Below are 19,827 nucleotides of genomic sequence, written 5' to 3'. Positions count from 1 at the left end.
AGCGGCGACGCTGCGATCAAATCTCCGGCATGAAGCGGCGGGCACGGCGCCGCCATTTGCGGACCTGCCACCACCGCCAGATGCCGATCGACAGAAAATAGCCGATCACGGCGCAGACCGCTGCGATCACGAACAGCCCGGTGATCAGCGACGGCGCCGCGTCCGAGAGCAGCCAGCGCAGCCATGCCCCGACGCCCGCGTGATGTTCGTACATCGACCAGAAGGTGCCCGTATCGGCACGGAAACCCATCGTGTTGCCGACGAAGATCGCAGCCAGCAGGAAGAAGGGCGTGGTCAGCGGGTTGGACAGGAAGGTCATCAGCGCGGCCAGCGGAATGTTTCCACGAACCGGTACGCACATCAGCGCGGCGCCGACGATCTGCAGCCCCGGTATCATCAGGAAGATCCCGACCAGCAAACCGACCGCGACTCCGCGGGGTACCGAGCGGCGGGTGAAGCGCCAGAATTCGCTGTGGAGAACGCGCTGGCCGAACGGCTTGATCCAGCGGCTCTCGGCGAGATCCTCGCGCCGCGGCATGTTCTCGGAGGCCCAGCGGGCAAGGCGCGACCGCTCAGCCATGCTGGCGCATCAGCCTGCCCTGCTCCCGCTTCCAGTCCTTTTCCTTCTGATATTCGCGCTTGTCGGGCGCCTTGCGACCCTTGGCCAGCGCGAGCTCCACCTTGGCGCGCCCGCGGCTGTTGAAGTAGATCGACAGAGGCACGAGCGTCATGCCCTCGCGCGCCACGGCGCCGTGCAGCTTCGAGATCTCACGCTCGTGCAGCAGCAGTTTGCGGGGCCGCTTCGGCTCATGGTTGAAGCGATTGCCGTGGCTGAATTCAGGCACGTTGGCGTTGACCAGCCAGACCTCGCCATCCTTCACTTCGGCATAACTCTCGGCGATCGAACCCTCGCCGAAGCGCAGGGATTTCACTTCGGTGCCGGTGAGCGCGATGCCGGCTTCGTAGGTGGTGTCGATCGCATAGTCGAAGCGCGCGCGCCGGTTTTCGGCGACGACCTTCTTCTTGTCGAACGTTGCGGGACGGGGACGGGCCATGGCTTACCAGATAGGATCGAAGGACCGCGCACCCAAGCGGCGGATGGCGAAGATCATGCGCGGCGCTCCGAAACGGCGATGCCGGCGTGATCGAGCGCGGCGTCGACGGCACGGCGGCTCGCCTCCGACGGCGGCGTCATCGGCAGCCGCAGATCCATCGGAAAATCCGCGAGGATGCGCGATAATGCATATTTAGTCGGCCCCGGCGAGGCATCCGAAAACAGGGCGGCATGGAGCGGGTAGAGCCGATCCTGCAGCGCGAGCGCACCAGCCCAGTCGCCGTTGAGACAGGCTTCGTGGAAGTCGGCGCAGAGCCTCGGCGCGACATTGGCGGTGACCGAGATCGATCCGACACCCCCCATCGCCATGAAGCCGAGGGTCATGTCGTCGTTGCCGGAAAGCTGGACGAAGTCGGCGCCGCAAGCGAGACGTTGTGCGGAGACACGGGCGAGCTGGCCGGAAGCATCCTTGATCGCGACGACGCTCGGCAGCTTCGAGATCCGTGCCAGCGTCTCGACATTGATATCGGTGACGGTGCGGCCTGGAACGTTGTAGACGACAATCGGAAGATCACACGCTTCGACCAGCATCTCGAAGTGACGGACCAGCCCGTCCTGGTTCGGCCGGTTGTAATAAGGCAGCACGATCAGGGCGGCATCGGCGCCGCAATCCTGCGCCGCCTTCATGTTCTGGATCGCGCTCTGCGTACTGTTCGACCCGCACCCGGCAATCACCGGAACTCGGCCTTTTCCCTGGTCGACGCAGGTGGCGACGACGCGATAATGATCTTCGGCAACCAGGGTCGCCGATTCGCCGGTCGTTCCAACGGGGGCAAGCCCATGACTCCCTTCGGCAATTTGCCACTCGACGAACTCGCGATAGCAGCCTTCGTCGAACGCTTCGTCGCGGAAAGGCGTCACCAGAGCCGGGATCGACCCGCGAAACATCATTGGTCTCCTTCATTGAGACGGCATTGCGTATAGGGTCATATAGCGGGTGGCCGTTCAGGGCCTGATAAGGAGCGGGGTGGCATTCTGTCCAGCATGCAGAAAAAGTTGGCGTTGAGCGGTCTTCTTGGGGTTTCCGCAGCCTCGCTCGCAGCGGTCGCAACCGGCGTCCCGCAGATGAATCCCGCTCGCGTGCTTCCGGCCGCCGTACAGACCGCGGCCGCTCCGGCAGTGGTGCGGCCGGCCTTGCCGCCGGCGCCGCCGCCCCGTGCCTATGTGCCGGCGGCAATCGACAGCGCCCTGTCCCGCTGGAACGCGCTGCGCCAGAGCGACAATCTTCCCTTCTCCTCCTACGCCTCCTTCCTCGCTTCCTATCGCGGCTGGCCGGGAGAGACGGCGATGCGTCGGTCGGCCGAAAAGGCGATCAACGATGCGACGCCCGCGAGCGAAGTGCTCAATTATTTCCGCCTGCTGCCGCCGGTCAGCAATACCGGCCAGGCCAAGCTCGCCTTCGGCCTGCTCAATTCCGGTCAGCCCGACGCCGCACGGGCGGCGGCAAGAACAGCCTGGATCGGCGGCACCCTTTCCGATGCCGACGAATTTCGGATTTTGAGCCTGTTCGGAGCGTCGCTGACACCGCAGGATCATGACGCCCGGGTCGATCGGCTGCTCGCCGATGGCGCGCTGGCGGGCGCGCGCCGTTCGCTCGGTTACGCGTCGGCGGCGCAGCGGCCGATGTTCGAGGCGCGGCTCGCGCTTCAGTCGCGCGCACCCGACGCGGCCACCCGCGTATCGATGCTGAGCGGCTATGAGGGGCATGCCGGCCTCATTCAGGATCGCGCCAATTACCTGCGCAGCAGCGGCCAGAGCATCGCCGCGCGCCAGCTGCTCGCCACCGCGCGGATCACCACTCGTCCAGCCAATCCGGAGACCTGGCTGGAGACCTTGCTGACCAATGCCCGCGCTGCGGCCAATGACGGTCAGTGGTCGACCGCCTACGACATCGCCGCGCGTGCCGACGATTCCTATCCGGCTGGCACCGACGTCAGCGCCCGCCCCTATGGCGAGCGCGACGCCTATACCAGCCTGGTCTGGCTGGGCGGCAATGCCGCCTTGAACAAGCTTGCCAGGCACGCCGACGCGGCTCGGATGTTCGATCGCTACGCCCGCGCCGCCAAGTCTCCCCAGACACGCTCGAAGGGCTTCTATTGGGGCGCGCGCGCCGCCTACGGGGCGGGCCAGCAAGCCCTGTCCGATTCGCTGCTCCAGCAAGCTGCGGCCAGTCCGGACCAATATTATGGTCAGCTCGCGCTGGAACGGCTCGGCCGACGCGTGACTCCGCCCGCCCAGCCGGCCTTCCTTCCGACGGCGGCGGATCGCGCGACCTTCGCCAACCGGCCGCTGGTCCAGGCGACCAAGGCGCTCGGAGATCTTGGCCGGTGGAGCGATCAGTCGCTGTTCGTCCGTGCTTTGGCCGACGAGCTCGACTCCGATCAGGAGCGTATCCTTGCAGGCGAGTTCGGGCGCAGCATCGGCCGCCTCGATCTCGGCGTGTGGGTCGCGCGTCAGGCGCGAAACAGCGGCGCCAATTTCTACGCGCCGTCCGCATTCCCGGAAGTCACCCTGCCCGCCTCTTATTCGCACCAGTGGAGCCTCGCCCACGGCATCACGCGGCAGGAAAGCTCGTTCGATCGCGCGGCGGTCAGCCACGCCGATGCGCGCGGGATGATGCAGCTGATGCCGGGCACCGCTCGCGAGCAGGCCAGGAAGGTGGGCCTTCCGTACGATCTCGGCCGCCTGACCAGCGATCCGAGCTACAACGTCATGCTTGGCACCAGCTACTTCCAGCGGCTGCTCGATCAATGGGGCGGCAACGTGCCGATGGCGGTGGCGAGCTACAATGCCGGTGCCGGCAACGTCGCCAAGTGGGTGCGCCAGAACGGCGATCCGCGTGCCGGCGCCGATATCGTCCGCTGGATCGAGGACATTCCTTATTCGGAAACCCGCAATTACGTGCAGCGCGTTCTCGAAAATGCGGTCGTCTACGATGCCATTCGCGCCCAGCGCTCCGGCGGCAGCGGCAATCGGCTCTCCTTCTACCTCGGCAAGGCCGGGGCCGGCTGAGCCGCCCGTCGGGTCACCGGGCCTGCTCAGTCCGCCCACTCGCTACGCGCATAGCCCTGCGCGTAGAGGAGGACGGTAAGGTCGCCGTGCGCGATCCGGGCGTCGGCGGCGGCCGCCGCCGCAGGCTTGGCGTGGAAGGCGACGCCGAGGCCGGCTGCCTCGATCATCGGAATGTCGTTGGCACCGTCGCCGACCGCAAGCGCCTCGGCAGCATCGAGACTGCGCTCGGCGAGCGCATGGAGCAAGGTCGCGCGTTTGGTGTCGGCACCGACGATCGGCTCGCCGACCGTGCCGTCGAGACGCCCATCGGCACCGAGCAGACGGTTGGCGAGCACACGCTCGAATCCGATCTCCGCGCCGACCGGCTCGGCAAAGGCGGTGAAGCCGCCGGAGACGAGGATGGTCAGCGCACCGTCGCGGCGCATCGTCCGAACCAGCGCGCGGGCGCCGGGCGTCAGGCGCACCCGCTCGTTTCGGCAACGATCGATCATTGCCTCGTCCAGATCCTTGAGGAGCGCAACGCGGGCGCGCAGCGCCTGCTCGAACTGGAGCTCGCCCCGCATTGCCCGTTCGGTGATCTCGGCCACTTCCGCCTTCAGGCCGGCATAATCGGCGAGTTCGTCGATGCACTCGACGGTGATCATCGTCGAATCCATGTCGGCGACGAGCAGCGTCTTGCGGCGCGATGCCTCCCCCTGAACGATGACATCGACTCCGGCGAAGCGCCCCTCGAGCGCGCTGCGGATGGGCGCCGGGTCGGCGGAAAAGAGCAGATCGCACGCCTTGTCGCGTTCGATCCAGCTGCGGCCCATCGGCTCGACGCCGCGATCCCGCAGCAGGTCCTCGGCGGTGGAAATATCCCCGCCCGAAAGCTGGTCTGCTGCTATCAGCGTCGCGATGAACATCTCGTCTCCCTCATCTCCCGAGGTCGCGCTTATTGCGGGACCGACCGCCAGCGGCAAGTCGGCATTGGCGCTGAGCCATGCACGGCAGGTCGGCGGGATCGTCGTCAATGCCGACAGCGCCCAGGTCTATCGCGATCTCCGCCTGGTCAGCGCTCGCCCGGCGCCCGAAGATGAAGCCCAGGCGCCCCACGCCCTCTATGGCTATCGCGACGGCGCGGCGCCCTGCTCGGCGGCCGACTGGGCGGATGATGCCCGCCGCGCGATCGCGGCCGCGCTTGGCGAAGGCCGCCAGCCTGTGGTGGTTGGCGGGACCGGCCTCTACATCCGCACCCTTCTGGACGGCATCGCCCCCATTCCCGCCATCGACCCCGCCATTCGCGAGCATGTGCGTGGACTGGATGTCGCCGCCGCGCATGCCGCCCTGAGCGCCGAGGATCCCGATGCCGCCGCCCGCCTCCGCCCCAGCGACACGACCCGCGTCGCCCGCGCGCTCGAGGTGGTGCGCTCCACCGGCAAACCGCTCTCGGCCTGGCAGCAGGACCGTGTCGGCGGGATTGGCAAGCACATCTCCCTCAAGCCTTTGATCCTGCTGCCGCCGCGTGATTGGCTCTACGAGCGTTGCGATCGCCGGTTCGAACATATGATGTCCGATCAAGGACTTGCCGAAGTCTCCTCGCTTGTCGCACGCGGTCTCGACCCGATGCTTCCGGTGATGCGGGCGATCGGCGTCCGGGAGATTGCGGCGTTCCTGCGCGGCGAAACAAGCCGCGAACAGGCGCTGGAGGCCGGGCGGCGGGCGACCCGCCAATATGCCAAGCGCCAATATACCTGGTTCGCGCATCAGAGCCCGGCGGAATGGCCGCGCTTCACCGTGCCCCTCACCGAAGCAACGCACATACAGGCGCTGGCGCTGCTTGCCGGCTGAGGTGCAGCGGCATTGCGACGCCGGTCGGTAAGGCCTAGCGCCGGTGCATGAACGTCTTCTTCGACAAGGATGCCGATCTGGCGCTGGTGCGTTCGCGGCGCGTGGCGGTGATCGGCTACGGCAATCAGGGTCGGGCCCAGGCGCTCAACCTTCGCGACAGCGGCGTCGATGTCACCATCGCCTTGCCGGAGCAATCGCGGCGGCGCGACCAAGCGCGGGAAGACGGGTTTGCCGTCTTCACCACTGCCGAAGCGGCGGGACGCGCCGACCTCCTCGTGCTGCTCGCCGCCGACGAGGATCATGCGCGCATCTATTCCGAGGAGATCGAACCAAATGTCCGCGACGGCGCGGCCATCCTGTTCGCGCACGGCCTTTCCATTCGCTTCGGATTGATCGTGCCCCGCGCCGATCTGGACGTCCTTCTGGTCGCACCCAAGGGCCCGGGGACGGCGCTTCGTTCCGAATATCAGGCCGGGGCCGGTCTCATCGCCCTCTACGCCGTCGGCCAGGATGCGACAGGAACGGCAAGCGGCCTCGCTTTGTCCTACGCGGCCGCGCTCGGAAGCGGCCGTGCCGGCATCCTGCCGACCACCTTTGCCGAGGAGAGCGAGGCGGACCTGTTCAACGAGCAGGCGGTGTTGTGGGGCGCGATTCCGGAGCTGATCCATGCCGGCTTCGAAACTTTGGTGGAAGCCGGCTTCTCCCCGGAAGTCGCCTATTTCGAATGCCTTACCGAGGTAAAGCTGCTTGCGGATCTGATCTACGCCCGGGGCATCGCGGGGATGCGCGAGGCGATCTCGAACACCGCCGAGTTCGGCGCGCTCGAAGGCGGCACGCGGATCGTCACCCCGGAGACGCGCGCCGAGATGCGCCGCATCCTCGCCGAGGTGCGCAGCGGCCGCTTCGTCGACGGCCTCATGGCGGACGCGAGTGCCGGTTACCCCCGCCTTCGGGCCAGCCGCGCCGATGCCGCCGCGCACCCGATCGAACAGGTGGGACAGCGGCTGCGCGGCTTGACCGGCAAGGCCTGAGGCTCAGCTCGCCGCTGGCGGAATGTTGTCGATGAACAGATCGAGCTGCGACTGACAGCCCTTGTCGATCAACACCTTGGCGAGCCCATCGGGATCGTTCGGAACCGAGGCGAGCTTGACGAGCTTGAGCCGGGTCGGGTCGTCATTGCCGGTCCAGGTCAGCCGATATTCGCCGCCGTCCTGAAGCGGCAGCGCTCGCGGCCAGGCCAGTTCATCCTTGCCGCCCGCCCAGTCGACCGACTGCGCCGCGCCGCCAGGGCCGGAGATCGCAAGCTTCACTGCCGCATCCTTCTCCGGCCGCCACAATTTGACGCCCACGTCCGGGCTGACGCACACGGTGCCGCTCTGCGAGACGTCGACGTGCCACAAGCTCGGGCTCGACGGAATGTCGCCGGAACGCATGGCTCCGAAGCGTCCGCGCGCGTTGAACGCGGCCGCGGCGACACGGGTCGCGCCGAGGGTGAAGGTACCGGGGCCGCGCAGCACGCGGGTCGCGTTCGAAACCAGCACGGTGACGATGTCGCCGGGCTTGAGCGCGATCGGCGCCGCGTCGGCAACAGACCGTCCCGGCGGGTAGGCCGACGAGGACGGCCCGGCCGAGCGGACGACAAGGCCGGCCTGGGCGAGGCCGGGAAGTGCCAGGCTGGTCACAAAGGCCAGGGAAAGAAGTGTTTTCGGAGTTCTCATGACAACGTCACTCCTCTAGATATCTATTTGATTACAGGGACGTCAGCGCATGTTCGCGACGTTGTAGCGGAAGGTCTCGTCAGCGGTGAGGCACCGGCGGGTCGACTTGTCCTCGCCATGTTCGGCGACCGCCTTCTGGCGGTACATGACGTCCGTGAGCAGCTTTCGGGACACGCCCATCTTGATCAGGAAGTCGTTGTCCTCGCTGGCGAGCAGCGCTGAATCCTGTTCCACCGTGGCGATCAGTCCGATCGCCTTGTCGCCGCCGCCCGAGAGCTCGCTCTTGATCGAGTCCCGATCGGACGTGTGGGTGAACATGTGGACGATGAATTGGCCGCCGGGCTCCACGAAGCGGACGGCGCCGCCCATGAACATGAAGTTGCAGGCGGAAAAGCACGCCCATCCCTTGGGGATCCGGGTCGGGATGCCGGATTCGCGAATGATCCGCCCGGCAGCATTGCCGACCCGGGCATTGCCGCCGGGCGAGCGGATCCAGATCTCGTCGATCACGCCGCTCTCCGCGGCAAGCGCCGCCTTGAGCCGCTCCGCGGCGCCTTCGTCGATCGCGCCTTCCGCCCGGAGCACCTTGCGGCCTCCGCTTTCCTCGGCGGTGAAGCGCATCTGGCGGTAGGTCGACCAGTTGAGGCTCTTCGGACAGGTCGGATTGAGCGGGTCGACCGCGTCCTGCGCGATCGCGCCTTGCGCGGACAGGAGGGCGAGCAAGGCGCCGAGCAGTGGCAAAGGGCGCACCGTCAGACCCGCACGTACTTGCTCTCGCCGGGCTTGCGGCACATCGTCTTGGGAGCGGTCGTCTCCTCCCCGTCGACGATGACCACGTCGCTCACCGTCAGGCATTGGCGGCCATCGGCCAGCGTCTCCTGGCCGGTGACGCTCGACGAGCCCGAAACATTGGGCCGCGATTCCGACGTCCAGTTCGAAGTCGTCCCGACGCCGCCGCGGACGGCTTCGTTGGTCGCCTGGGCGGCCTGCTGTTGCTCCTTGCAGTCGAGGATGGCGATCAATGCTTCGGAGAGAAGCTCACCGGTCGGAAGGAAGCTGCCGACACTCCCCATGCTGCCGCCGAGCATGTTGCCGGCGACGCTGCCGAACAGGCCGCCAAGAGCCTTGCGTTTCTTCTTGGTGCCTTCGTCGCATTTCTGCTTGGCAGGCGTTTCGGACCCGGTGGCCAAGGCCATTGGGGCCAGCCCCGGCACGGGCACGAGCAACAACGACGCCACAGTGAGTGCGCGTAACATTCAGAGTTCCCCCATGAACCCTCTCGCCGGCGACCCTACGCCGCCGTGCCGGTCCGGTCAATCCGAAGCCGCTCGCGCAGACCGTCGATCTGGCGTTGGAGGCCGTGCAGCGTCGCGGTGACGCTGCGCTCCCGCTCCTCGCGCTTCATCACCATGCGGACGGCGCGCGCGACCGGATCCATGATCTCGATCAGCGCATCCCGCTCGGCACTGCTGAGGCAGGACCGATCGGGACGCGCGCCGACCAGGATCCAGCCGAGCAGCGGCCCCTCCTCCGCCCGCAACGGAATCCGGATCGAGAAGAGCTTGTCGACGGCGTCGAATTGCAGGCTGAAGTCGCCCGGAGACGGCTCGGCTGCGAGCCACGACGCGACCTCCTCGTCGCTCACGCCCCGTGCCACGACCAACTTGCCGTCGACCACCGCCGCCAGCCGGCGCGGGCGGACACCACTCTCGATGCGCTTCAGCACCTCCGACGTGACCTCGCGAAGCGGCGCGAAGTGGCGGATGTCGCGCAGGCATTCGGGCAGGCCCTGACGAAGATCAACGAGCTTGCGGTGGAATCGCCGCTCCGTCCAGGCCTGCACTCGTTCGTAGACCGGAACCACCAGGATCGTGGAAACGGCGGTGCCGACAATCGGGGCGATCGAGCCGGCATTCTGGCCGAAGCCGCGGAGAATGATTTCCTTCACCCCTTCCATCACTCCGGCGAAGGCGGCGCCGAGTATGAGGGTGATCAGCGCCACCGAGATCGACCGGCTGATCACCGCCTCGGCATCGTAGAGGCGGTATTTCATCAGCGCGATCAGCAGGCCCGATTGCAGGATCAGGAATGCCAAAGCGAAGGTGAAACCGGCCGTCATCTCCAGCGCCAATTGCTGGCCGAGGCCGTTGGCGTCGTTTTTCAGCATGTCGATGGTCAGCGACACGCCGAGCATCACCGCATAACCGGCGAAGCCGAACAAGGCCCATTTGAGCTGCTGGCGTTCGTCGCTCTGCGGCGTTTGACGAAGCCTTCGGAACAGGGTGTCGACGGCGATCGCCATGAAGGCGATGAACAGCATTCGGTAAATGTTCCCCCCGACGAAAAGCAGGATCGGAAGCGCTGCGATCACCGCCAGCACCCAGCGCGGCCGCAGACGTCCGAACGGGAACAACAAGACCCCGGTCAGCAGAAGAATATTGGCGAGATCGTAGAGCAGGCGCGGCACCGCTTCCGCACCGAGCCCCTGCAGTGCGGGCTGCGCGAGCATCGTCGCCAGGAAATTGTAGGACGGCTGCTCGCCGGCCATGGTCAGCAGGATGGCGAGGCTGACGATCGAGCTCTCGACGTCGGCTTCGCGGCGCCGGCAGAGGAACCAGGCACAGGCGAGCAGGAACGGATAGACCGGCAGGTGGGCGAGATCGGTAAAGTCGAGCAGCCGGCCCGGCACGCCGCTCGCCGCGGCCGCCTGCTCGATATGGTTCTCGCCGGTCAGGATCTCGACGTTCCGCCGAGCGCCGTCGGTGCCGCGCAGGGTGAGCAGCAACGGCCGGTCTTCGCCGGCGCAGAGCAGAGGTGCGAGCAGCCCGTAATCGAGCGCGGTCGTGCCAGGCGGCACCGCGGCTTCCTCGTTGCCGGACAGACAGCGCAGGCGGTCGCCGGGACGCTCGGGAACGACGGCGGAGATCGGAATGGTGTCGATCGCGACGATGTCGTCGCCGGCCCGAACGCCCGCCGACGCGGCAGCGCTGCCGACGGTGAAGCGGACCCGTGTCAGATCCTCGGCGTCGAGCGCAAGGCCGGCGCGGCTGCCGGGGATCAGGCTGCTGTTCGGCGACGGCGCCGTCAGGCGTAGCCAGACACCGCCGATCGGCCCCACGATGGCCAGCAACAAGGCCGCGAACCAGATCGGCCGAAACAGCCACAAGGCCCGGCGACTGAAATCCGGTATTCGTTCAGGCAGTCTCGGCCGAAAGCGCGTCACCATCCCCCCGATGCCCCACACATCCACCCCGGCTGGATAGCATGTCGGCGCCGGGGAAGAAGCCCTTTGCGATCGGCGGCCTAATTCTGGATCAGGCGGAGGAGCGAGCCGTCGAGATCGATCACCGCGCCGACCAGACCGCCCCAGGATTCGCGCCGAGGCGGGTGAAAACGCGGGAAGCCGGTGCGTGCTTCCGGGATGTCGGCCGCGCGGACCGCCGAGACCAGAGCATCGAGATCGTCGACACGCAGGCACGATCCGAACGAACTCGTCGCCGGATCGAGATCGGGATAGGGGAAGAATTCAAGCCGGAGATCGCCGCGCACCAGGATCATCCAGGCGGGATCGCGCCAGCTGCGGGTGAAGCCGAGCTTCCCGTAGAAGGCTTCGGTCGCATCGAAATCGCGGGCCGGCAGATTGGGCGTGGCAAGATCAACCATCGTCTCAGCTCCCAGGATCGGCGGCTACTTGCGGCCGAACAATTTCTCGATGTCGCCATGGGCGAGCTTCACCCAGGTCGGCCGGCCATGGTTGCACTGCCCGGAATGGGGAGTCACCTCCATCTCGCGCAGCAGCGCGTTCATTTCGGCGACGGACAGAATACGGCCGGCGCGGACCGACCCGTGACACGCCATCGTCGCGGCGACATGGTCGAGCCGCTCCTTGAGCGAGAGCGCCTCGTCGAAGGCGGCGAGTTCGTCGGCGAGATCGGTGACGAGGCCGATGACGTTGCCGTTGCCGAGCAGCGCCGGCGTTGCCCTGACCAGCATCGCCCGCGGACCGAACCGCTCGAGCTCCAGCCCCATCTCGGCAAGCTCGCCGATCCGTGCTTCGAGCCGGTCGCACGCGACTTCGTCGAGTTCGACCACTTCCGGCAGCAGCAGCGCCTGCCGGGCGACGCCGCCGTCGGCCATCGCCCGCCGCATCCGCTCCAGCACCAGCCGCTCATGGGCCGCATGCTGGTCGACGAGGACGAGGCCGTCCTCGGCCTCGGCGACGATATAGGTCGCGGCGACCTGGCCGCGGGCGACGCCGAGCGGGAAGCGCCGCGCTTCCGGGGGCGCGGCCGTCGCCGCCTCGGCCCGCGCCATCGGCGCCGGCGTATAATCCTGCCGCGCTTCCCAGACGCCGCTTGCCTGCGACGGGAAAGCGGGCCTTGCGAGCGTCGCCTGGCCGCCGTTCCAGCTGCCGGCGCCGGACGGCATCGAATGCATCTGCTCCCACAGCGGCATCGCCGCGGGCGGCGGGGCGATCGGTTCCTGCTGCCAGGCGACCTCCTGCGGGCGCTGGACGCTGCGGTGCCCGGCCGCGTCCAGCGCGTGGCGGAGGCCGCCGATGATCAGGCCGCGGATCAGCGCCGGATCGCGGAACCGCACCTCCGTCTTGGCCGGGTGGACGTTGACGTCCACCTCCTCGCCGGGAAGATCGACGAACAGAGCAACGACCGGGTGGCGATCGCGGGCGAGCATCTCCTGGTAGGCGCCGCGCAGCGCACCGATCAGCAGCCGGTCCTTCACCGGGCGGCCGTTGACGAACAGATATTGATGGTCGGCGATGCCGCGGTTGAACGTCGGCAGCCCCGCAACCCCCCCGAGCCGGGCGCGGCCGCGCTCGTAATCGATGCCGACGCTGTTCTCGGCGAGCCCGCGATCGGTCAGCGCGGCGACCCGCGCCGGCCGATCCTCGCCAGGCGGAACGGAGAAATTGCGGCGGCCGTCATGTTCCAGGGTGAAGCCGACGTCGGGCCGCGCCATGGCGAGCCGCTTCACGACATCGACGCAGGCTGCATATTCCGAGCGCTCGGAGCGCATGAACTTGCGCCGGGCCGGCACGTTGGCGAACAGATCCTCGACCAGAATGCGAGTGCCCGGCGGCAGCGCCGCCGGCCCTTCCCCCGCCAGCCGGCCATTGTCGACGATGCGCGACCAGCCGTCGGCGCCGCGAACACGGCTTTCGATCGCAAGCCGGGCGACGCTGGCGATCGACGGCAGCGCCTCGCCGCGAAAGCCGAGGGTGGTCACCGCATCGATCTCGTCGTCAGGCAGTTTCGAGGTGGCGTGGCGCTCCAATGCAAGCGCCATCTCGTCCCGGTCCATGCCGCAGCCGTCGTCGATCACCTCGATCCGGCCGAGCCCGCCCTGGCCGAGCGAAACCCCGATCCGGGTGGCCCCTGCATCAATGGCATTCTCGACCAGTTCCTTCAGCGCACTGGCCGGCCTTTCCACCACTTCACCGGCGGCGATGCGATTGACCAAATGCTCAGGAAGTCTGCGTATTGACATGGTTTCTACTCTAGCCCAAGCGGCGGCTTCCCGCGAGCGTTAACGATCCTGTGGCGCGCGCGGCGGGCGCACCCTATAGAGGCAATATTCGCGCGGGACCGCTGTTATTCCGGTTCCGTGGACGTCAGGAAGCGAGACCAGTCATTATGCCTTTCCCGCGGTTTTCGAAGCTGTTCAAAATTCCGTCGCATGACATGGCGATCGATCTCGGGACCGCCAATACGGTCGTCTACGTCCGCGGCCGCGGCGTCGTCTTGAACGAGCCGTCGGTGGTCGCGATCGAGACGCTGAACGGCGTCAAGCGGGTCAAGGCGGTCGGCGACGACGCCAAGATGATGATGGGCAAGACTCCGGACCAGATCGAGGCGATCCGTCCGCTGCGTGACGGCGTCATCGCGGACATCGATGTTGCCGAGCAGATGATCAAGCATTTCATCCAGAAGGTGCATGGCCGCCGCCGCTTCCCGCGCTGGCCGGAAATCGTCATCTGCGTGCCCTCGGGATCCACCTCCGTCGAGCGCCGCGCGATCCGCGACGCCGCGTCGAATGCCGGCGCAAGCCAGGTGTGGCTGATCGAGGAGCCGATGGCGGCCGCGATCGGCGCCGACATGCCGGTTACCGAGCCGATCGGATCGATGGTCGTCGACATCGGCGGCGGCACCACCGAAGTCGCCGTGCTGTCGCTGCGCGGCCTCGCGTACACCACCTCCGTCCGGGTCGGCGGCGACAAGATGGACGAGGCGATTTCCTCCTATGTCCGCCGCAACCACAATCTGCTGATCGGCGAAGCCACCGCCGAACGGATCAAGAAGCAGGTCGGCATCGCCAAGCCGCCGGTCGACGGCGACGGTCTCACCGTCCACATCAAGGGCCGCGATCTCGTCAACGGCGTGCCCAAGGAGATCACGATCAACCAGCGCCAGATCGCGGAAGCACTGTCGGAGCCTGTCGGCACGATCGTCGAGGGCGTCCGCATCGCGCTCGAGAATACGGCGCCGGAGCTTGCCGCCGACATCGTCGACCAAGGCATCGTGCTCACCGGCGGCGGCGCTTTGCTGCAGGGGCTCGACGAAGTGCTGCGCGACGAGACCGGCCTGCCCGTCACCGTTGCCGAGGATCCGCTGACCTGTGTCGCGATCGGCACCGGACGCGCGCTCGAGGAAGAGATCTTCCGCGGCGTCCTCCAGACCGCCTGATCGGAAGCAGCATGGCGCCGCCGTCGACACGGCGCCCCGGATTTTCCCGCAGGGCGCAATACGGTCTCTTTCTCGGCTACGTCGTGGCGGTGGCGGGCGTCCTGTTCGCGCTGATGCTGCTGACCGTGTCGGTGATCGATCCGCGCGGGTTCGGTGCCTTGAAGGGCGCCGCGCTCGACGCCACCAGCCCGGTGACGTCGGCGGGCCGCGGCGTGGTCAACTTCTTCGGCGGCATCGGCAGCACCATCGGCAATTACTTCAACGCCGGTGCGCAGAATGACGATCTCAAGCGCCAGCTCGCCTCGGCGCGGCGCAAGATCATCGACGCCCGCGCGACCGAGCTCGAGAACCAGCGGCTGAAGGCGATGTTGAAGCTCAGCCAGAGTGTCGGCGAACAGGTCGCCGTCACCCGGGTGGTCGGTTCCTCGTTCGATTCCAGCCGGCGGCTGGCGACCCTTTCGGCCGGTTCCGGATCCGGTATCGCACCGGGGCAGCCGGTGCGCGCGCCCGAGGGCCTGATCGGCCGGGTGATCGAGACGGGGCGCTGGGCATCGCGCGTGCTGCTGGTCAGCGACGGCGCGAGCAGCATTCCGGTGCGGCTGGTGCGCGACGGCACGCCGGCGATCGCGCAGGGCCGCGGCGACGGCAGCATCGATCTCAAGACGCTGGAGGTCGGCACAAATCCGTTCCGCCGCGGCGACATCCTGGTCACGTCCGGCGTCGGCGGGGTCTATCCCCCCAACGTCCCGGTCGCGGTGGTCGTCCGGGTGGAGCGCGAGCGGACCATCGCCCGCCCCCTCGCCGATCCGTCCACGGTCGATTTCGCGATGGTGCTGCGGCCGTTCCAGCCTGCCGCGGACCAGCCCTTGTCGAACGCGACGACAACGGCGCTGCAGGGCGCGGCGCAGTGAGCCGGATCGCCGGGTCCGAACGCGACGTCGCCTGGTGGAGCGTGCGGCGCCAGCTGGTGCCGGTGCTGAGCACGCTGGTCGCAATCCTGCTCGATGCCCTGCCGATCGTCAGCCAGACCCCGCTCGTCCCCGATTTCGCCTTTCTGGTGCTGATCGCCTGGCGGCTGCTGCGTCCCGAGCTCTGGCAGGCCTATGTCGCCTTGCCGCTCGGCTTCTTCAACGATCTCATCGCCGGCCATCCGCTCGGCCAATCGATGGCGATCTGGACGGTGACCTTCCTCGCGTTCGACCTCATCGATCTGCGGGTCGGCTGGCGCGATTATTGGACAGACTGGCTGTTCGCCTCCCTCGCCATTGCCTTTCACAGCGCCGCCGGCTGGTACGTCGCCTGGGTTGCCGGTAGCCGAACCGACTTCCTGATCCTGGCGCCGCAGCTCGTGCTGTCGCTCTTCTTCTATCCGCTGGCCGCGCGCATCGTGCTCGGCCTCGATCGCTGGCGACTGGTGCGATGAGGCGGCGCAACGCCCCGATCATCACCGAGAATAGCCAGGTCTATACTTTCACGCGGCGGGCGATGGTCCTTGGCGCGGGTCAGGGCCTGCTCGCTGCCGCCCTCGCCGGCCGGATGGCCTATATCGCGATCGCCGAGAACGAGCGCTACAATCTGCTTTCGGACGAGAACCGGATCCAGATGCGGCTGATGCCGCCGCGGCGCGGCTGGATCGTCGATCGGCATGGCCAGCCGATCGCGATCAACCGATCCGATTTCCGCGTCGACCTTATCCCCGACCGGCTTCACGATCCCGACAAGATCCTCGGCGAACTCGCCCGCTTGCTCGAGCTCTCGCCGGACGAGCTCGATCGCATTCGCGCCGAACTCAAGCATGCGGCGGGCTATCAGCCGGTGCCCGTCGCGGAGAATGTGCCGTTCGAGAAATATGCCGCGGTGACCGTGCGCCTGCCCGAGCTGCCCGGCGTCGCGCCTCTGCGCTCCTTTTCGCGCTTCTACCCCGATGGCGCCGCAGTCGCGCATCTCGTCGGCTATGTCGGCACGCCCAACCGCAAGGAATATGAAGCCGAGAACAAGAGCCCGCTGCTGATCGCCCCCGGCTTCAAGATCGGCAAGGAAGGGCTCGAGAAGACGATGGAGCAGCGACTGCGCGGCAAGCCCGGCGCGCAGCGGATCGAAGTCACCGCCCGCGGCCAGCTGGTGCGCGAGCTCTCCACCCTCTCCGACGTATCCGGACAGCCTCTGCCGCTGACCATCGACGGCGGCCTGCAAACCTTCGCGGCCCGACGGCTGGGTGAGGAATCGGGCTCGGTGGTGGTGATCGACTGCCTGACGGGTGACATCCTCTGCCTGGCCTCGATGCCGGCCTACGATCCCAATAGCTTCACCGACGGCATCAGCCAGAACGAATGGAAGATGCTCGCCCAGGACGAGCGCCATCCGCTGATCAACAAGGCGCTGAACGGCCTCTATCCGCCGGGATCGACGTTCAAGCCGATGGTCGCGATGGCGCTGCTCCAGGCCGGCATCGATCCGACCGCACGCGTCAACTGCCCGGGCGGCTTCCAGCTCGGCAGCCGCTTCTTCCGCTGCCTCGGCCGGCACGGATCGATGACCATGCACACCGCGCTCGCGAAGAGCTGCAACACCTATTTCTATTCGATGGGCCGGCGCGCCGGGATCGACGTGATCTCGGCGATGGGCCGTCAGCTCGGCTTCGGCCAGAAGTTCGATCTGCCGGTCGTCTCCCAGAATTACGGGACGATGCCGAGCGCCGAATGGAAGCAGCGCAAATATAAGGACGATTGGTCGCAGTCCGACACCCTCAACACGTCGATCGGCCAGGGCTATGTGATCGTCAACCCGCTGCAGCTTGCTGTCATGGTGTCGCGGGTCGCCTCCGGGCTCGATCTGCAGCCGCAGCTGCTCCGCGCCAATCGCCCGCCTCCCAAGCCGCTGCCCTTCGCCAAGGAGCATTTCGAAACGGTGCGCTCGGGCATGTGGGAAGTCGTCAACGGCGCGGGCACCGCCGGCCGCAGCCGGCTCGAACTGCCCGGCGTCGAGATGGGCGGCAAGACCGGTACCGCCCAGGTCCGCCGCATCGTCGGGTCCCAGCGCGGCCAGAGCGGCGAGTGGAAATATCGCGATCACGGCCTGTTCGTCTGCTTCGCACCAACCGCTTCGCCCCGTTATGCGGCATCGGTGGTGATCGAGCACGGCATGGGCGGCGCCCGCGCGGCGGCGCCGGTCGCCAAGGACGTGCTCACCTATCTGTTCGACAAGGAGCGGGCGATGGCCTCGCTGACCAGGTTCGAGGAGCAATGGGGCGGCACCATGGCGCAGCGCATGGAAGCGCGCACCAACCGCTGGCTCGCCGAGAAGGCGGCCGAGAAAGCGGCGCTCGAGGGCGGCACCGGCGGGGGTGCGCGATGAGGGGCGCCTCGTTCGTTCCGGCACCGGTCGCTACCCTGCCCTGGGGCATGCTCTGGATCGTGTTCGCACTCGGCGTTTCGGGCGTGCTCGCGCTCTATTCGGCGGCGGGGGGTTCGTTCACCCCGTGGGCGGCATTCCACGCAGTCCGGTTCACCGCCTTCCTCTGCATGGCGATCGTGATCTCGCGCTTCAAACCCGAAACCTTCCACGATCTCGCCTTCATTGCGTATGCCGGCGGCATCCTGCTGCTGATCCTGACCCTGCTGCTTGGGGCGATCGGCGGCGGTGCGCGGAGCTGGCTCGAGCTCGGCTTCGTCCGCCTCCAGCCCTCCGAGCTGATGAAGCCGATCATCGTGTTCGTCGTCGCCCGTTTCTACGCCCGGGTGCCGCCCCGGGAAATCCGGCGCTGGTCGGCGATCTGGCCCATCGCTGTCTTCCTCGGTCCGCCCTTGCTGCTGATCCTGCTCCAGCCGGATCTCGGCACCGCGATGCTGATCATCCTCAACACGATCGCGCTGATGTTCCTTGCCGGACTGCCGCTGCGGCTGTTCATCGGCGGCGGCCTCGCGGTCGGAGCGGCGCTGCCGATGATCTACAATTTCCTGCTCCTGCCCCACCAGCAGAAGAGGGTGCTGATCTTCCTCAATCCGGAGGCGGATCCGCTCGGCGCCGGCTACCACCTCACCCAGTCCAAGATTGCGATCGGATCGGGCGGCCTGTTCGGAAAGGGCTATCTCAACGGCACCCAGAGCCACCTCGAATATCTTCCCGAGCAGCATACCGATTTCGTCTTCTCGGCAATCGCGGAGGAATGGGGGCTGATCGGCGGCTGCGTGCTGATCGCCCTGTTCTTCCTGCTGGTGCGCTGGGGCATGAACGTCGCCATCGAATCCAAGGGCCGCTTCGAGCGGCTTTCCGCGGCCGGCCTCACCCTTACCATCTTCTTCTATCTCGCGATCAACCTGATGATGGTGATGGGCCTGGCGCCGGTCGTCGGCATCCCCCTCCCCCTCGTCTCCTATGGCGGATCGGCGATGCTGACGGTGATGATCTGCCTCGGCGTGCTGATGGCGATCGACCGCGGCAACAAGCGAGATACGCGTCGCTAACCTCCGCCTCGGCGCTTCCGTCTGCCGCGTTGACAAGGCCGGCGCGTTCGCGTGAATATCCGGCGATGGGGACGGCGGTCTCCCCACGAGGCGACAGCCGAAGACTCGCGTCCTCCCATTGTCGAACAAGGACGCTGCATGCCCGCGTTGAACAGCATCGCTCCCGAAAAGCTCGCCCGCCTGGTCGGCACGCCCGCCGCGCCGGCGATCATCGACGTTCGCCCGGGCGAGAAGACCCATCGCGTCCCGAGCGCGATCCGCTTCTCCGCTGAGGAGGTGGAGCATTGGTCCCCGACGCTCGACGCCACGTCTGCCGTCGTCGTCGACGAAGACGGGCGCACGTCCGCCCACGGCATCGCCGCCTGGCTGCGCTCCGAAGGCATCCCGGCGGAGGCGCTCGACGGCGGTTTCGAGGCGTGGCAGGCAGCTGGGCTGCCGCGGATCGACATCGACAAGCTTCCGGCGAGGGATAGCCAGGGTCGGACCCTGTGGGTCACGCGCGCCCGGCCCAAGGTCGACCGGATCGCCTGCCCGTGGCTGATCCGCCGCTTCGTCGATCCGCGCGCACGCTTTCTGTTCGTGCCTGCCGCCGACGTTCTCGCCGTTGCCCGCGACCGCAATGCGGCGGCGTTCGACGTCGCCCACGAAGACGTCTTCTGGAGCCATCGCGGGGAGCGCTGCACGTTCGACCTTATGATCGAGATGTTCGGGCTTGGCGACTTTGCGGCGATCGACCATCTCGCGGCGATCGTGCGGGGAGCCGATACCGGGCGGCCCGATCTGGTACCGGAGGCGGCCGGCCTGCTCGCGATGTCGCTTGGCCTGTCGCGCATGTATGCGGACGATCTGGAGCAGCTCGACGCCGGCATGCTCCTCTACGACGCGCTCTACCGCTGGTGCCGCGACGCCAGGGGCGAGACCCACGACTGGACCTCGCATGCGCCCCGCGAGGTGCGGGCATGAGCGCCGCCTCGGGCCGCGTTCGGAAC

At 67.4% G+C, this 19,827-nt stretch carries 19 protein-coding genes; 9 read left to right on the top strand and 10 right to left on the bottom strand.

From position 1 onward, the window contains the following. Window positions 1-16: 16 nt before the first annotated feature. From ETR14_RS23070 to dapA, 3 genes are read right to left on the bottom strand one after another with little or no spacing between them, the layout of a single operon-like run. Window positions 17-580: a DUF2062 domain-containing protein gene (locus tag ETR14_RS23070; protein ID WP_165356587.1), complete on the bottom strand. Its 564-nt coding sequence runs from the start codon at window positions 578-580 to the stop codon at window positions 17-19. Then, a complete protein-coding gene (smpB, locus tag ETR14_RS23065) occupies window positions 573-1,055 on the bottom strand; it encodes an SsrA-binding protein SmpB (RefSeq protein ID WP_129389521.1) in 483 nt (160 codons plus the stop codon). Before smpB ends, ETR14_RS23070 begins: the two co-directional genes overlap by 8 nt. Before the next feature lie 53 nt (window positions 1,056-1,108). Next, window positions 1,109-2,002 (bottom strand): 4-hydroxy-tetrahydrodipicolinate synthase, encoded by an 894-nt coding sequence (gene dapA / locus ETR14_RS23060; protein ID WP_129392295.1) that lies wholly within the window; start codon window positions 2,000-2,002, stop codon window positions 1,109-1,111. 96 nt (window positions 2,003-2,098) lie between these two features. Here dapA and ETR14_RS23055 point away from each other — a divergent pair, with 96 nt between their 5' ends. Beyond that, complete coding sequence (locus ETR14_RS23055) at window positions 2,099-4,126, top strand: lytic transglycosylase domain-containing protein (protein WP_129389517.1); 2,028 nt, start codon at window positions 2,099-2,101, stop codon at window positions 4,124-4,126. A gap of 26 nt (window positions 4,127-4,152) precedes the next feature. Here ETR14_RS23055 and serB read toward each other — a convergent pair whose 3' ends face one another. Next, window positions 4,153-5,031, bottom strand: coding sequence for a phosphoserine phosphatase SerB (serB, locus tag ETR14_RS23050; RefSeq protein ID WP_129389514.1), 879 nt, complete (start codon window positions 5,029-5,031; stop codon window positions 4,153-4,155). Here serB and miaA point away from each other — a divergent pair. Next, window positions 5,024-5,956 carry a tRNA (adenosine(37)-N6)-dimethylallyltransferase MiaA gene (gene miaA, locus ETR14_RS23045; RefSeq protein ID WP_129389512.1) on the top strand — a complete coding sequence of 311 codons (933 nt, stop codon included), beginning with the start codon at window positions 5,024-5,026 and terminating at the stop codon, window positions 5,954-5,956. The genes serB and miaA overlap by 8 nt on opposite strands. 47 nt (window positions 5,957-6,003) lie before the next feature. After that, on the top strand, window positions 6,004-6,987 hold the full coding sequence (gene ilvC, locus ETR14_RS23040; RefSeq protein WP_129389510.1) for a ketol-acid reductoisomerase: 984 nt from the start codon (window positions 6,004-6,006) through the stop codon (window positions 6,985-6,987). Between the two features lie 3 nt (window positions 6,988-6,990). Here ilvC and ETR14_RS23035 read toward each other — a convergent pair whose 3' ends face one another. The 6 genes from ETR14_RS23035 to mutL form a co-directional block, all read right to left on the bottom strand. Further along, complete coding sequence (locus ETR14_RS23035; RefSeq protein WP_129389507.1) at window positions 6,991-7,638, bottom strand: hypothetical protein; 648 nt, start codon at window positions 7,636-7,638, stop codon at window positions 6,991-6,993. A gap of 78 nt (window positions 7,639-7,716) precedes the next feature. After that, window positions 7,717-8,424, bottom strand: a complete 708-nt coding sequence (locus ETR14_RS23030) for a hypothetical protein (protein WP_243455652.1) — start codon at window positions 8,422-8,424, stop codon at window positions 7,717-7,719. A 2-nt stretch (window positions 8,425-8,426) separates the two neighbouring features. Beyond that, on the bottom strand, window positions 8,427-8,930 hold the full coding sequence (locus ETR14_RS23025) for a hypothetical protein (protein ID WP_129389505.1): 504 nt from the start codon (window positions 8,928-8,930) through the stop codon (window positions 8,427-8,429). A gap of 35 nt (window positions 8,931-8,965) precedes the next feature. Beyond that, entirely contained in the window at window positions 8,966-10,900 is a 1,935-nt protein-coding gene (locus ETR14_RS23020) for a hypothetical protein (protein ID WP_129389502.1), read from the bottom strand. A 77-nt stretch (window positions 10,901-10,977) separates the two neighbouring features. Next, window positions 10,978-11,337: a bleomycin resistance protein gene (locus tag ETR14_RS23015; RefSeq protein ID WP_129389500.1), complete on the bottom strand. Its 360-nt coding sequence runs from the start codon at window positions 11,335-11,337 to the stop codon at window positions 10,978-10,980. Between the two features lie 24 nt (window positions 11,338-11,361). Further along, window positions 11,362-13,179 carry a DNA mismatch repair endonuclease MutL gene (gene mutL / locus ETR14_RS23010; RefSeq protein WP_129389497.1) on the bottom strand — a complete coding sequence of 606 codons (1,818 nt, stop codon included), beginning with the start codon at window positions 13,177-13,179 and terminating at the stop codon, window positions 11,362-11,364. Between the two features lie 146 nt (window positions 13,180-13,325). Between mutL and ETR14_RS23005 the strand changes: the two genes are divergently transcribed. The 6 genes from ETR14_RS23005 to ETR14_RS22980 all read left to right on the top strand — a co-directional run bounded on the left by ETR14_RS23005 (window position 13,326) and on the right by ETR14_RS22980 (window position 19,801). Beyond that, window positions 13,326-14,375, top strand: coding sequence for a rod shape-determining protein (locus ETR14_RS23005; protein ID WP_129389495.1), 1,050 nt, complete (start codon window positions 13,326-13,328; stop codon window positions 14,373-14,375). Window positions 14,376-14,386: 11 nt separating this feature from the next. Continuing rightward, window positions 14,387-15,286, top strand: a complete 900-nt coding sequence (gene mreC, locus ETR14_RS23000; protein ID WP_129389492.1) for a rod shape-determining protein MreC — start codon at window positions 14,387-14,389, stop codon at window positions 15,284-15,286. Further along, window positions 15,283-15,798, top strand: coding sequence for a rod shape-determining protein MreD (mreD, locus tag ETR14_RS22995; protein WP_129389489.1), 516 nt, complete (start codon window positions 15,283-15,285; stop codon window positions 15,796-15,798). Before mreC ends, mreD begins: the two co-directional genes overlap by 4 nt. Continuing rightward, window positions 15,795-17,729, top strand: a complete 1,935-nt coding sequence (gene mrdA / locus ETR14_RS22990) for a penicillin-binding protein 2 (protein ID WP_129389486.1) — start codon at window positions 15,795-15,797, stop codon at window positions 17,727-17,729. The genes mreD and mrdA overlap by 4 nt, the downstream gene beginning before the upstream one ends. After that, window positions 17,726-18,838 carry a rod shape-determining protein RodA gene (rodA, locus tag ETR14_RS22985; RefSeq protein WP_129389483.1) on the top strand — a complete coding sequence of 371 codons (1,113 nt, stop codon included), beginning with the start codon at window positions 17,726-17,728 and terminating at the stop codon, window positions 18,836-18,838. Before mrdA ends, rodA begins: the two co-directional genes overlap by 4 nt. A gap of 138 nt (window positions 18,839-18,976) precedes the next feature. Beyond that, complete coding sequence (locus tag ETR14_RS22980; protein WP_129389480.1) at window positions 18,977-19,801, top strand: sulfurtransferase/chromate resistance protein; 825 nt, start codon at window positions 18,977-18,979, stop codon at window positions 19,799-19,801. Window positions 19,802-19,827: the final 26 nt, after the last annotated feature.

The organism is Sphingosinicella sp. BN140058 (genome assembly GCF_004135585.1).
Lineage (GTDB): Bacteria > Pseudomonadota > Alphaproteobacteria > Sphingomonadales > Sphingomonadaceae > Allosphingosinicella.
The sequence above is the reverse complement of the archived record's forward strand: the minus strand, read 5'-3'. Positions and strand labels throughout refer to the sequence as shown.

What these genes read in the sequence shown, in the direction of transcription:
- ETR14_RS23015 (WP_129389500.1), bottom strand. Translation starts at nt 11,337, where the DNA reads ATGGTTGATCTTGCCACGCCCAATCTGCCGGCCCGCGATTTCGATGCG.
- dapA (WP_129392295.1), bottom strand. Translation starts at nt 2,002, where the DNA reads ATGTTTCGCGGGTCGATCCCGGCTCTGGTGACGCCTTTCCGCGACGAA.
- ETR14_RS23005 (WP_129389495.1), top strand. Translation starts at nt 13,326, where the DNA reads ATGCCTTTCCCGCGGTTTTCGAAGCTGTTCAAAATTCCGTCGCATGAC.
- mreC (WP_129389492.1), top strand. Translation starts at nt 14,387, where the DNA reads ATGGCGCCGCCGTCGACACGGCGCCCCGGATTTTCCCGCAGGGCGCAA.
- ETR14_RS22980 (WP_129389480.1), top strand. Translation starts at nt 18,977, where the DNA reads ATGCCCGCGTTGAACAGCATCGCTCCCGAAAAGCTCGCCCGCCTGGTC.
- ETR14_RS23025 (WP_129389505.1), bottom strand. Translation starts at nt 8,930, where the DNA reads ATGTTACGCGCACTCACTGTGGCGTCGTTGTTGCTCGTGCCCGTGCCG.
- miaA (WP_129389512.1), top strand. Translation starts at nt 5,024, where the DNA reads ATGAACATCTCGTCTCCCTCATCTCCCGAGGTCGCGCTTATTGCGGGA.
- ilvC (WP_129389510.1), top strand. Translation starts at nt 6,004, where the DNA reads ATGAACGTCTTCTTCGACAAGGATGCCGATCTGGCGCTGGTGCGTTCG.
- serB (WP_129389514.1), bottom strand. Translation starts at nt 5,031, where the DNA reads ATGTTCATCGCGACGCTGATAGCAGCAGACCAGCTTTCGGGCGGGGAT.
- ETR14_RS23055 (WP_129389517.1), top strand. Translation starts at nt 2,099, where the DNA reads ATGCAGAAAAAGTTGGCGTTGAGCGGTCTTCTTGGGGTTTCCGCAGCC.
- smpB (WP_129389521.1), bottom strand. Translation starts at nt 1,055, where the DNA reads ATGGCCCGTCCCCGTCCCGCAACGTTCGACAAGAAGAAGGTCGTCGCC.
- rodA (WP_129389483.1), top strand. Translation starts at nt 17,726, where the DNA reads ATGAGGGGCGCCTCGTTCGTTCCGGCACCGGTCGCTACCCTGCCCTGG.
- mrdA (WP_129389486.1), top strand. Translation starts at nt 15,795, where the DNA reads ATGAGGCGGCGCAACGCCCCGATCATCACCGAGAATAGCCAGGTCTAT.
- ETR14_RS23020 (WP_129389502.1), bottom strand. Translation starts at nt 10,900, where the DNA reads ATGGTGACGCGCTTTCGGCCGAGACTGCCTGAACGAATACCGGATTTC.
- mutL (WP_129389497.1), bottom strand. Translation starts at nt 13,179, where the DNA reads ATGTCAATACGCAGACTTCCTGAGCATTTGGTCAATCGCATCGCCGCC.
- ETR14_RS23070 (WP_165356587.1), bottom strand. Translation starts at nt 580, where the DNA reads ATGGCTGAGCGGTCGCGCCTTGCCCGCTGGGCCTCCGAGAACATGCCG.